2 protein-coding genes are annotated in these 15174 nt (G+C 41.4%); both read left to right on the plus strand.

The annotated features are described in order from the left end of the window. The first annotated feature begins 1 nt into the window (after position 1). Positions 2 to 7915 carry a non-ribosomal peptide synthetase gene (locus tag EXT47_RS23045; protein WP_165383838.1) on the plus strand — a complete coding sequence of 2638 codons (7914 nt, stop codon included), beginning with the start codon at positions 2 to 4 and terminating at the stop codon, positions 7913 to 7915. Further along, the coding region (locus EXT47_RS23050; protein WP_130127685.1) for a non-ribosomal peptide synthetase at positions 7912 to 15174 on the plus strand (7263 nt) is incomplete at its 3' end. The genes EXT47_RS23045 and EXT47_RS23050, both read left to right, overlap by 4 nt.

The following is a 15174-nucleotide window of genomic DNA, read 5'->3' on the forward strand; positions in this document are numbered from 1 at the left end:
AATGCAAACTAATAATAATTTTGAACATGTACAAGTTTTCTTGTCAGAATTAAATCAATTGGGAATACAGCTATTTTTAGCAGATGGAAAACTAAAAAGTAAGAGTAAAGCTGATGCAATAACACCAGAAATAGCTAAACGCATAGGAGCGTTGAAAGAAGAGCTGATTAGCTATTTATCAAGCCATGTTTTCGACTCGGGTAATATCACTGCTGTTAACAGGCAAGGCTTATTAAAAGCTTCATATGCTCAAAATCGTTTATATTTTGTAGATGCTCTAGAGCAACAGTCAAATCATTATCACAATATCGTCGCGTTGGACTTGAAAGGTACACTTGATTCAGCAGCGCTAGAGCAGTCATTAAATGATTTGATAGAAAGGCATGAAATTTTACATAGTGTTTACTGTGAGCATGAAGGAGAGGTATACCAGAGTGTTCAGCCAGGACGAAAATTAGTATTAAGCCAGGTTGAAATAGCATCTAATGAAAATGAAGTGCTTAACTTGATCGCAACCGAGGCCGACGTTCATTTCGATCTATCGAAAGACTTATTGCTGAAATGCATTCTAGCAAAACATGATAAAGAGCATCATACGTTAATTATCGTGCAACACCATATAACATCAGATGGTCGGTCTGCCGATATTTTTGTTGCAGAATTAGGAGAGTTGTATCGCGCTAAGGTGACAGGTACATCTCCACAATTACCAGAGTTAACTCTCCAATATGCTGACTTCGCTCATTGGCAAAAGCACCCGGCTAACATTCAAGCTATGCCTAGTTTGCTAGAGTATTGGGACAAACAACTTGAAGGATTACCACAAGTTCACAGTTTAAATTTGTGTTATAAACGGCCAATACAAAGAACTTTTGAGGGAAGGTCTTTAGATCAGCCCTTCGAACATACAGTATATAAAGGTGTAAAGGACATTTGTTCAGCTTTTAATGTTACCCCCTTTATGTTGTTAAACTCGGTGTTTGCAGCGTTAATAGCAAGGTATAGTAATCATCAGGACATTGCTATTGGTACACCTGTTTCTGGCAGAAACTTGCAATGTCAAAATATGATAGGACTCTTTGTGAACAGCGTAGTACAAAGATTCAAAGTAGACTTAAAGGAACCTTTTACGCAATTTTTAGCGCATAGTCGAGCTATGATGAGTGAGGCGTTGAGCCACGCTGATGCACCATTTGAAAAGGTTGTTGAGCGAGTCAATCCAGAGCGAAGTAGTAGTCATGAGCCATTATTTCAAATTCAATTTTCTTATGAGAATATCGATGGAAGAACGCTTAAATTACCAGGGTTGCAAATTCAACCCTTAAATATCAAGGCGAAAGTAAGTCGATTTGATTTAGAGTTAGCGATTGTTGAGAAGGAAGGTGAATTTCACGCAGTTTGGACTTATAACAAAAATTTATTTCAACACGATAGAATCGTTTCGTTATCTCAACATTACAAAAATATAATTGAAGCCATCATTGCAAACCCTGAGTTACCAATAGAATCTTATCCTTTGATGAATGATGCACAAACCTTAGCATTGCAGGAAAAGACAAAGCCAGAACAAAGCTTTATTAGTGATTGCGATAGTGACAAAACACTCCATGAACTATTTATTGACTCTGTGATTCGAACGCCAGAGGCTATTGCAGTGTGTGATGAACAAGGGGAGATTAGCTACCGTTCGCTATTTGACTCAGCAGCTAGCTTGGCTAAGATAATAAAACCAAAGATTACGGCAGAAGAGCTTGTTGCTGTTCGATTGCCAAAAGGTCGTGGACAAGCGATCGCAACACTCGCTGTTGTTATGGCTGGTGGGGCGTATTTACCCGTAGAGGTTGACTGGCCCTGTGCTCGCTGTGAAGGCATATTTGAACAAGCACAGTGCCGCATACTTATAGGGCAGGAAGCATCGGGCCAATTAGCGCATATAAAGGAATTCATTGATATAGATAAGCTTGTCGTTGTGCCAGAGGAACCTTCAAAATGGCAAAATGATGTTCAGTCAAAACGCTTGGCTTATGTTATTTTTACTTCAGGGTCTACAGGAAAACCGAAAGGTGTGGCAATAGAGCATAGGATGGCTGTAAACACCATTCTTGACATTAACGCCCGTTTTGCCGTTACTAATCACGATAGTGTGTTGGTTGTCTCTGCATTAAGCTTTGATCTTTCAGTTTACGATATTTTTGGCTTACTCGCCTGTGGCGGCCGGGTTGTATTTCCGCAACAAGATCAAGCGAAAGAGCCTGCCCACTGGTTAGCATGTGTAGAAAAGTTCGGCATCAGTATTTGGGATACGGTACCAGTATCTGCTGGTATGCTCGTCGACCAATTGGTATACCAAAATCGAAAGAGCACAGCGTCTTTGCGCCATATTTTAATGAGTGGTGACTGGGTTCCACCTACACTACCTCCTATGCTTAAAGAGCATTTTCCAGGTGTACGTACTCATAGTTTGGGGGGGGCGACAGAAGGGTCTATTTGGTCAATTCACTATGATATTCATGAAGATACCACTCAATGGTCTAGTATCCCTTATGGTAAACCAATTACAAATCAAAGGTTTTTGATACTGAACGATGCACTAGTACCTTGTCCAATTGGTGTAGACGGAGAGCTATTCATAGCCGGTGAAGGCGTAGCGAGAGAATATTATAAGGCTGAACAACTCACGCGTGAGAGATTTATACACCATCCTGTGACTAATCAGCGGTTATATCGTACGGGTGATATTGGTCGTTATCGTGATGATGGCAACATCATTTTTGTTGGCCGTGTAGATCAACAGGTAAAAGTTAGAGGATATCGCATTGAGCTGGGCGAGATAGAAGTTCAATTAAATAAAATTACAGCAGTAGAAAAAGCGATTGTTAGAATTGTTGGTGAAGGAAGCCAGTCACGTATTACCGCTTACATACAACCTAATATTGGTGACATGGTTTGGATTGAGAAATCAGATGAACGAGATTTCTTTGAGCAAATAAAAGCGATTTTAGCTACTACATTGGCAGATTACATGTTGCCGTCAATTTTCGTAACTGTCATGAAGTTTCCTTTAACGGCCAATGGAAAAGTTGACTTTAAAGCACTGCCTCAAGCAGAAGAAGTTACAGATAAACCAATCGTTTTACCTAAAACACCCCTACAAACAACAATGTGTAAAGTATTCTGTTCTGCCCTGCAAATAGACACGATAAGTATAGACGACGATTTTTTTGCAAAAGGAGGACACTCTTTACTCGCTAGTAAAATTGTGAATGAGTTATGTGCCCAGATAGGACTTCAGATTCCACTTCGAGTGCTATTTGAAAACCCGACAATTGAGCAATTTAGTAAACATGTTGCTACTCTCAACAAAGAAGCTAACGTGAACCAGCTGATTCAACCTGATACTAACCCGGTTAAAACGCCGTCATTTGCTCAAGCTCGAATGTGGTTTGATGAAAGGTTAGAAGGCAATTCATGCAAGTATAATATGGCGGCGGCATTTGAATTTGATGGTGACTTAGATGTATTAAGGTTATCAAAAGCGTTTAATACAGTCGTTGAGCGAAGGGATGTATTAAGGAGTCGGTTTTTTCTTGTAGATGGCGAATTAAAAGTAGATTTTCATGACGATTCTACGTGCGAGTTTACCCAAGAAGATATCTCTCATTTTGATACATCAATTCAGCAAGATAGACTAAAAGCCATTTCTCGAGCGCATGTAATGACGCCTTTTGATTTGGCAAAAGATATATTGCTTAAAGTTAAAGTCGTTAAATTGAGTGAAGGTCGTCATTTGCTATTGGTATGCGTCCACCATATCGCTGCGGATGGGCTTTCTGTAGAGATACTTACCAATGAGGTTATTGGCTGTTATAAGAATAATGAAGAGGAAGTTAACACGTCTGCAATTAGCTACTACGATTACGCTCGGTGGCAACGAGAGCAATTGACAGAAGAAAAAATTAACAGGCATATTGACTTTTGGCGTGGTTATTTGTCGCAAGCTCCAAAAGTCCATGGCTTACCATTAAAAAATAGTCGTCCAGCACATCAAACTTTTGCTGCGACCTCTAAATATTTCCGCATTGAAGAAAACGTGTATCAAACATTGAAGTCTTATTGTGTGAAACAAAAGGTGACATTGTTTAGCGTATTGCAAACATCATTTGCAGTATTGCTGTCTAGCTATAGCCAAGATAGAAGTATCGTAATTGGCACACCTTTTAATGGCAGAGAACAGCAACAATTAACCGATATCGTTGGCTTGTTTTTAAACCTGATCCCAATTCATACACACTTTGAATTAGAGCAAACATTTAATGAGCTATTAAAGATTAATGGTCAAGGAATATTGTCAGCTTTTGAGCATAACCAACTGCCATTTGAGCATATTGTGGAAGCGTTAGATGTGAAGCCCAGCTTGAGCCATAATGCGTTGTGCCAAATAAAGTTTGTGCTGCAAAACTATCAGACTGGTGAGCTAAACGTGCCGGATATGAAAATAATGGCAAAACAGCTAGACAATGAGGTTACTCGGTTCGATCTAGACTTGACTGCAATGGAAGATGCAGATGGTATCTCATTAGAGTGGACATTTAAGGATGAATTATTCAGTCCAGCTTTAATAGAGAAAATGGCTCTCGGGTACAATCAGTTGCTTGAAAACATATGCCGTGATCCAGATGTAGCAATTCAGCAGCTTCTACCTAACGAAAACTCGTTTTTGATTGACGGTAATGAAAACAATATAGACAGAGAAAAAACCGTCATAGAGCTATTTAGTGATGTGTTGAAACACTCAGAACATAAAATAGCGATTACTGATGAACTTGGCGAGTATAGTTATTTACAGGTGCATAACCGAGCAATAAGACTTGCTGCAGCCTTAGAGCAAATGGAAGTTGGAGCTAATTGTACCGTTGCGATTTTAAGTACTAGGAAAGCACATTTATTAGTAAGTATGTTAGGCATCATGATGAGTGGTGCGAGTTACATTCCTATTGAACCAAGCTTAAATCAAAACCGAATCGAAGCTATTTTGATTGATGCGGATGTTGATGTGGTATTGGTTGAGGAGTCATTTGCTGAGCAGAATGCGTTATCAAGTGTCGATTATTTTACACTTGATGATTGTTTTTCTGAGGGCTGGTTTGAAGAATATGCTCAAGATAGCATAGATGTAGCGTTTCCTAATCCAAATGATACTGCATATATTGTTTATACATCAGGGTCAACAGGAACCCCAAAAGGTGTGGAAATTTCACATAGGGCGCTCACAGATTATTGTGTATATGCCCGAGAAAACTATTACAAAGACTGTTCAATAGGTAGTTTTGTCGTTACTTCTCATGGTTTTGATATTTCTGTGCCATCACTGTTACTCCCCTTACTCTGTGGTGATCAGGTGATACTGTCGACACCAAATAAAGAAATAGAGCAGTTGGCAGAATATGTATCAAACCCTTCGAATAGTCCTGTATTGGTAAGAATGACGCCTATGCATGTAGTAGCACTAAACATGCTCTTGGAAAATAAAGAGGTTAACGAAACTCCCCATGTGTTTGTAATAGGGGGCGAGCAGCTATACTTTGAAATGGTCAACAAATTAAAACATAGGCTACGTAAAGCTAAAATCTATAATCATTACGGCCCAAGTGAATCAACGGTTGGTTGTCTGATATACCCACTAGTTGGGGAGAACACGATTTCTAGTGGCCCTGTGCCTATCGGTAGACCGATGGAAAATACCTCCGTATTAGTTTTAGACCACAAAGGGCGAGAAGTACCTTTTGGTGGTAAAGGTGAATTATGGGTGAGTGGGCCTTGTTTGGCAAAGGGGTATGTTAATCAGCCTGAGTTAACTGCAGACAAATTTTCTTATCGTGATCAAGTAAGGTATTACAAGACAGGAGATCTCGTTTCAGTGAATGAAAGTGGTCAACTTGTCTTTATCTCACGCATTGATAACCAAGTCAGTATAGATGGTTTTCGAATAGAGTTGAACGATATCCGTTCTAATATTATAGCTTGCGAAGTTGTTGATAATTGTGCTGTAAATACTGTCGAAGTAGAAGGTAGAACAAGAGTTGTAGCGTACGTTATATATAGCGACTCGGAGCAAACAGTAGAGCAATTGGAACAGCACCTCTTATTAGAGTTAAAGAAACGGTTACCTAAATACATGATGCCTTGGGCTATTGTTCAAGTGGAAAGCATTGCTACAAATCAGAATGGTAAAATCGATTTTGATGCTTTACCGCTACCAAAGGAAGAGCAAAAACCTCGTGAGGTGGTAGAGCCTAAAACTGAGTTAGAAACTTTACTTTGCCATATTTTTACTAAGGTTCTTGGACGAACAATAATTAGTATTGAGGATAACTTTTTTAATTTAGGCGGTGATTCAATCTCAGCAATACAAGCTGTTGCAGAAGGACAGAAAAAAGGTGTCAAATTCTCTCTACAAACACTATTTGACTATCCAACAGTTAAAGAATTATCAACTATGGTAGAAGAACCAGATAAACTGCAACCTAATCAAAAGAGTGAAGGGGAAAGTCTGTTGTTGCCTATGCAGCAGCAATTTTTTAACAGAAAGTTAGTTAATGAACATCACTACAACCAATCTATTTTATTAACTGTACCAGAGTCTTTAAACCTAAAAGTATTGAGACAGATGTTTGAATGTTTGGTCAATACCCATGACTCACTGAGACAGTATAGTGTTGATGATAAAATGTACTTTGAACCAAACGAGGGCGAACTGTTAGATAAAGCGATAAGTTATTCCTCGATGAAGAATATGAAAGCGGAAATTGATGCACTTCAATCAAGTTTTAATTTAAGCCAGCCTCCGTTGTTTAAAGTTTGTCTTTTTGAAGATAATGGGCAGCCGGAAAGGTTGTTTATTGTTCTCCATCATTTGTTAGTAGATGGTATGTCGTGGCGCTTAATGTTGGACGATCTGAATTGCTTGTTTGAACAAATTGAGCAAAACTCTTCTTTAGAGCTCATACCACAAACGCTCTCTTTAAAACAGTGGAGTGAACATGTTGAGCGATATAGCCAATCCATTGAATTTGAAAAAGAGTCTAGTTACTGGCATAGTCAACTTGCTAAAAAGGTCGACAATTGGCCTCATCGTATCGTAAATTTCGATGCTAATACGCAAAATGAACTGATCTCGCTTCAGTTTGAGCTGGATGAAATAATGAGTAATGAGCTTGTAAGTGCTGCTAACACAGCTTATAGAACAGGCACGCAAGAATTACTGCTTTCTGGAGTAATACTCGCATTAAATTTATGGACAGAAAATAATCGTTTTATTACCTATTTAGAAGGCCATGGTAGAGAAACATTGGATGAGGTAACTCCAAGTCGATTAATGGGATGGTTAACGACCTACTACCCTGTGCACATTGATATATCTCAATGCACTAATACAGGGGAGGTGATCAAGGTAGTCAAAGAAAGTATGCGCGTTGTACCTTCCAATGGACTTGGCTTTGGGTTGTTAAATAAACAGGGTTCTGTGATTCAAAATCAAGAATTGGCTGTTGAATTCAATTATCTTGGTCAATTTGATGCGACATTTTCTGATAATAGTGCCTTTGGCGTTGCTCAAGAAAACCGAGGTAATGAGCGTTGTCCTATGCAACAGCAAAGAAACGGTATCTATATAAATGCGGTTTTAATTGATGGTACGTTGAAGTTTTATTTGTCGATTGACACAGCGAAGGTAAATAAATCGTCAGCTTTTGATTTGTTGGCGCTTATGCGTACTCAAGTTGAGCTTATCGCTACACACTGTTTGATGGTGCTAGAGCTTATTGATAACGAACCTGAAAATTCTGCACGGTTGGATAACCATTCAATGGCAAATTCTACAGAAGAAGAACAAAATATTGAGGAATTTACAATTTGAATACGTTCAATCTGTTAAGAGAGCTAAGAGCAAATGGCGTTAAAATTTTTCTTGAGAGAGAGAATATTCGCATTGGTGCTGCTAAAGGCAAAATATCTCAGCAACAACTTGAGTTGCTAAAGCAAAACAAATCTGAGCTAATAAGTTTATTAAAAGAAGAGCAACGGTTGCTTGCAGAACAAAAGAATATTCAAACTTTAACGGTTTCTGACTTCCCGCTTGCAACTGTCACTTCAAGTCAGCTTAGTGCATGGCAAGAGAAGTATGAAATCGAAGATATATATGCTGCAACCTCTATGCAAGCTGGGATGATCTTTCATAGTCTAAAAGACAAAGGGGCCTCTTTGTATGTTAACCAACTTTGGTGTCGACTTGATAAGTCTATAGATTTAGATGACATGAAATTGGCTTGGGAGTTCCTTTTACAGCAACACTCGATATTTCGTACAGCTTTTGTTGGTCAAGAATCGCAGTTGCAGCAATTAGTTTGCAAATCGTCCGATATTCCATGGAGTAACTACGATCACACACATTTGAGTGAGGCTGAGCATGAGCTACAATTTCAACAGTTTTTGGAAAATGATCAGTTAGTAGAGTTTGATTTTGAACATCCTCCTTTATTAAGGGTTGCGACGTTTAATTTAGCTGATGGTAGTCACCGAATGGTATGGACATACCATCATGCGTTAGTGGACGGCTGGTGTTCTAACTTGGTATTGCAAGGCTTGATTGAAAATTACAAGACAATACAACAAGGGAAGTCTCCGAGGAAGGTTGCGTTAGAGAGTGATTACAAGCGCTATATTCATTGGTTATCCAAGCAAGATCACAAAGAAACTGCAAGTTATTGGCGCAATAAATTACAGCCGCTCAATCACTTAGTTTTATTAGCTGACCAAGATCAGGGGGGGGCTCCGAGGTTTAACGCATGTAAGATTAATCTATCAGAACGTCTAACTGAACAATTAAACCAGTGTTGTCGTAATCAAAGTATTACACTAAACAGTTTAGTGATGGGCGCTTGGGCATTATTAGTTCACAAAGAAAGTAATAGTAACATAATCAGTTTTGGTGCTACGGTAGCTGGTAGGCCTGCGACGTTAAGAAATGTTGAAAAGACAATTGGATTATTCATAAATAGTATTCCTGTTGTTAGCCAGTTCACAGGAGAGGGCTCGTTAGTAGACTGGTGTAAAAGTATTCAAGATTATCTTGTCCAAAGCAATGAACATAGTTACTACCCTCTGACAGAAATTCAAAAGCAAGCGCCTATTAATGGCAAATTATTTGAGTCTTTAGTTGTTTTCGAAAACTACCTAGTAGAAAAAAATGACTCAGATGAAACACCCTTTGTTCAAGATGTTGGTCACAAAAACCAAACAAGTCAGCCCTTAGCGTTAGTTGTATTACCTGCTGTTTCACTTGGCTTTCATTTAGGTTATCAGCAGCAATTATTTTCAGATAAAAAAGCTAAGCACTTATTGGACGAGCTTCAAAGTATATTGGAAGTTTTTGCTCACTCTGAGCCTAAGGCATCCATTAGTCAGATGTTGAATTCATTGGGCGTAGTGAATAGAGAAACGGTAACTGTATTGGAAGGAAGGGATAGGGAAGAGGTATTACACCGCTGGAATGATACACAGCTTGATTACCCTAAAGACTTACTTTTGCATCAATTGTTTGAGTCCCAAGTTAGTAAATCACCTGATAGAGTCGCGTTAACTTTCAAAGGCAGTAGCCTGACTTATGCTGAGCTTAATGATAAAGCTAATCAAGCGGCTAAATTACTTAGACGAAACTATTTTGAGAAATATAGTCACGATATGCCTGCGGAAACCTTAGTTGGTTTATATTTTGAACGTGGTTTTGAAATGGTGGTGGGGATCTTAGCCTGCTTAAAAGCTGGTGCTACTTATGTGCCCATCTCTCCCGACTTTCCTCCTGCAAGAACGCAGTACATAGTGGACGATACAAATACTTCATTTATTCTGTCGCAATCTTCGCTCATACCTAAACTAGATATTGAATTATCAGATATGATAAATGGTCCTGATTTAATTGAATTAGATCTAGTAATGAGTAGTGCTGATGAATCAATAGCACCTTTTGTTAGTGATGTCAGTTCCTGTAATCTCGCATACGTAATTTACACTTCAGGTACTACAGGAAACCCTAAAGGTGTAATGATTGAGCATTGCAATGCCGTACACCTTGTTTATGCTCAACAACTAGCTTTTCATGCGTCCGAATGTCAGCGTTCATTACTGTTCGCAAGCTATACCTTTGACGCGTCTGTATCAGAGCTGTTTATTGGGCTAAGCAATGGTCATGAGGTGTTTATTTGTAGTGATGAAGATCGCGAAGCCGATAACTTAAGAAAGTTAATTCAGAATAACAATATTGACTTAGCAACCATACCACCTGCATTGCTACAAATTATGGCAGAACAAGGGGGGTTAGCATTAAAAGTCCTCGTATCAGCCGGTGAAACTCCAGCTAAAGGTGTCCTAGAAACGTTTCGTAAGAATTCATGCGTCATTAATGCTTATGGTCCAACGGAATCAACTGTTTGTGCGAGTACTCATAAATATCAGTGTGAAGGGGATGACGCACTTATTGGGTTGCCAATTCGAAATGTCTTACTTTATGTTCTAGATGAACAATTACAGCCAGTGCCCAATGGTACGCAAGGTGAATTGTACATAGGGGGCGCAGGACTGGCTCGAGGGTATTTAAATCGAGCAGAGCTCACGGCGGAGCGCTTTATTGACAACCCGTTTGTAGATGATGCGGCAAGGGCATTGGGCTATACCCGGTTATATAAAACGGGGGATGTGGTACGTCGTCGAGAGGACGGCAATATAGAGTATTTAGGGCGTAACGATTTCCAAGTAAAGATCCGCGGCTATCGCATAGAGTTAGGTGAGATAGAAGCGGTGTTGTGTGAGGAGACATCAGTACGTCAAGCAGCTGTGATAGACCGAGCCAGAGATGATGGTAGTGTGTATTTAGTGGCGTATGTGGTGATGCAAGAAGGGCAGACGTGTGACTCGACACACTTAGTGTCGCAGTTAGGCGCAACACTGCCAGAGTATATGATACCGAGCCACATAGTCACGTTAAGCACACTACCGCTGACGTTAAACGGCAAGTTAGATAGACGCGCATTACCGGCCCCGGAGATAGACAGCGAAGAGTTTGTGGCGCCTCGTAATGAGACAGAGCAAGCATTGTGTCAGGTGTGGCAAGATGTGTTGGGGTTAGCGCAGGTGGGCATAGAGGATAACTTCTTCCGCTTGGGTGGGGACTCTATTGTATGTATACAGTTGGTATCACGTCTGCGTCAGGCTGGTTATGTTTGTCAGGTAAAAGACATCTTTAATGCCCCAACCGTTGCGCAGTTGTCTTGTTTATTAGCAGACAACATGCTGAACGGAGTTGCTCAGGTTGAAGCTGAGCAAGGCGAATTGGTTGGGACATTTGATTTATTACCCATTCAGCAATGGTTTTTTGATAAGGCATTACCAGCACCTCATCATTGGAATCAAGCCTTTATGGTACGTCTTCCTAGCACAGTAAGCCCCCAAGCATTGCAAGCTGGGCTCGAAGCGCTAGTTGCGAGACACGATATGTTGCGCTGTCGATTTATCGATAATAAACAACAGTATTATGGGATGGATGAGGTAAACACCGAGCTGTTAACATTAGACGTTAGTAACTTAGATGAGGCGCAGTTACACCAGCAACTTACAGCTTTTCAGTCCGAGTTTGATTACCAGTTTGGGCCATTATGGTGTGCTGTACACTTAACGGGCTATGACGATGGAAGTGCTCGATTGTTTATGGCGTTACACCATCTGATTGTGGATGCTGTTTCTTGGCGTATTTTAGTAGATGACTTGAGCATGATTATGCAAGGGCATACACTGCCAGATAAAACAAGTAGTTATCGCCAGTGGGTTCATGCATTAAAGGCATTAGAACCAGATACAGAAGAAATACGGTATTGGCAGGGGGTTATGGCAACCCCTTGCAGTTTGCCAACTGCTGAAGAAACAATCATGGTTGATGTATTACAACAGTCTTCAGAAGTAACAGCGCATCTATTACGAGATACTAACGAAGGTTTTAATACCGAGATTAATGATGTGTTGTTGAGCGCTATGGTATTAGCGTTAAGTGAAACACTGGGTGAGCAAGCGTATACGCTAGGATTAGAAGGACACGGTAGAGAGCCAATGGACGAAACATTGGACTTATCGCGTACTATAGGTTGGTTTACCACACTGTATCCAGTGCGTTTGTTAGGACAAGAAACCGTTGCGGATACGTTAATTGCAACGAAGGAAACATTACGTCAGGTGCCAAATAAAGGATTAGGGTTTGGTGCGCTGCGTAACAAAGGTGAACTTGGGGGAGCCTTGCCAGCTATCATGTTTAACTACCTCGGCCAATTTGGAGATGGCTCAGGACAAGTTGAAGATTGGTCTTTGGTAGGAGAAGATGTGGGCATGACTAACGCTGCAGGCAACGAAGACAGTGCACTGTTGAGTGTTACTGGCGCGATATATGAGGGACGCTTGCGCTTTAAAGTGGTAAGTCGACTATCTGAGTTAGTGCATCACAACTTTAATGAGGCGTTTACATCAGCGTTAGCAGCGGTTGTGGCAGCAGGGTGTGCGCAAGCCAAGCTAGGGGGGCGTAAAACGCCGAGTGATTATGGGGTTCCGACATTGTCAGCTGCTCGTTTGCAGTATTTACAAAAGACGCATGACATTGAAGCCTTATACCCTGCCAGCAGCTTACAGCAGGGCTTTATCTACTATCACCTGAATGAGCCAGACGACGATGCGTATAGAGTCCAAGTATTATTAGATTATCATTGTGCTTTGAATATTGCGCACTACCGTCAAGCATGGCAAATGGCGTCACTGCGTTTCCCCAGTTTACGCGTATGCTTTGATTGGCAAGATACCCTAGTACAAATAGTGACTTCAGGGGTTAGCCTAACCGACGAGCACTTTAGTGTGGTTGACATTAGTCAATTGGCGTCAGATGTACAGGAGCAAGAAATCGAGCGGTTGCAGCAAGAGGCACGGATGATTGGCTTTGACTTGAGTCGTCCGGGACTGGTTAGGTTAACCATCGTTAAACGAAGCGATACCTTGTACACGGTGATTAAAACAGAGCATCACAGTATTTCGGATGGCTGGAGTGGGCCGGTACTGGGGCAAGCGGTACACGAATATTATGAAGCATTGCAAGCAGGTCTCACGTGTGAGATAAAACCAGATCAGGCTTACTTAAATGCACAGGCTTACCAAATGAGCCGTCAGGCGCAAAGTGAAGCATTTTGGCAAGCACAAAAGCAGCAGTATGGTGAAGCAAATGATCTAAGAGGCTTGTTTGATAGTTCAGTTGAACTGGCGGATAGCCACCTTAATACGGCTCCTAAGGAGCAGGCCTTGGAGCTAACAGGGAATGCATTAGCTCAGTTGAAGAACATGTGTCGGGAAAGCGGGACGACGGTGAATGTTGCGTTGCAGTTTGCTTGGCACTACTTACTTCACGGCTATACCCAAGATAATCAAACATTAGTGGGGACAACAGTATCAGGTCGTGATTTACCGATTGAGGGTATTGAGTCGAGTGTCGGTTTATACATCAATACGTTACCACTTTCGGTGTCGTGGGATGAACAGCAGAGCGTTGAAGGCGTTTTACAATCAATTCAGCAAAGTATCGCGATGTTGAACAGTCATAGTGCGATATCGTTGGCGAAGTTACAGGAAGGGGGGCACCGCTTATTCCACAGCTTAGTCGTATTTGAAAACTACCCAAGAACGGCCTTAGAGGGGGCAGAAGGGATCATCAATCAGGTTCATTTTAGGAAATCAGTGGAGAAAATGGACTATCCGCTCACATTACGTGCGTTTGAGCGTGATGAGAGCTTAGTGATGGCCTTGTGTTACAACGGAGATTGGCTAAGCAACAAGCAAGCAACGCGTTTATTGTCTCAGGTAATGCGTATTCTCACGCAATTACCTCAGGTGGAGAGGTTATCTCAGTTATGTCTATTGGATGAGCAAGAGCGCACTGCGACCTTATTAGAAGGTAACGATACACAAGCGACTTATCCCATTCATGGTACTCTGGTGAGTGAGTTTGAACGACAAGTATTAGCAAGCCCAGAGCATATCGCTTTAGAGATGGGTGGGGTCCAATTGAGTTATCAGCAACTTGATGCGCAGGCGAATCAGCTTGCACGAGAGTTGCGTGATAGGTATCAGCAGCGCCATAGGCAAGCGATGCCAGCGAATACCTTGATTGGTCTGTATATGGACAGAAGCGTCGAAATGATGGTTGCGGTGTTAGCTGTGCTGAAAGCAGGGGGGGCATATGTGCCAATTTCACCAGAATTTCCAGCAGAGCGAACGGCCTTTATCCTAAAAGATACGGGGTGTCCGTTTGTCTTAACGCATGCGGCAGGTGCAGAAGCCTTGCAAGGCGGATTAGCAGAGCAAGAGTGCGCAGCAGAATGGTTAGCCGTTGAACAAGTGATGAAGCATACTGTGGCCAGCGATACAGCACTGCCGTTGAAAGCAGGGCCAGAAGATCTAGCATATGTTATTTATACCTCAGGAACGACAGGGCAGCCGAAAGGGGTAATGATAGCGCATCGTGCAATAGTTAATCGTATCAACTGGATGCAAAAACGCTACCCGTTAAGTAGTGAAGACAAAGTATTACAAAAGACGCCTTACATTTTTGATGTATCAGTATGGGAGTTATTTTGGGCGCACTGGGCAGGCGCCTCGTTGGTGATGGCAGCACCTGATGTGCATAGACAGCCAGAAGCCTTGCATACATTGATAGAAGAGGCAGGAGTGACAACATTACACTTCGTGCCTTCGATGTTAGCGGCATTTTGTGCAGAGATGTCGAGTGAAGGTAAGGTATTACCGCGCAGTGTTAAGCAAGTTTTTAGTAGTGGAGAGGCACTGCAGGTGAGTCATGTGGATGCTTTTTATGGTTTAGGGCAGCATGATGCGGTATTACACAATTTATATGGCCCAACGGAAGCGTCAGTGGATGTGAGTTATTTTGACACACGAGAAGCGTTTACGAGCCATGTACCGATAGGCAAAGCGATAGATAACACGCAACTCTATATCCTTAACAAACAATTACAGCCAGTGCCCAATGGTACGCAAGGTGAATTGTACATAGGGGGCGCAGGACTGGCTCGAGGGTATTTA

The organism is Pseudoalteromonas sp. CO342X, from assembly GCF_004208915.1.
Lineage (GTDB): Bacteria > Pseudomonadota > Gammaproteobacteria > Enterobacterales > Alteromonadaceae > Pseudoalteromonas > Pseudoalteromonas maricaloris.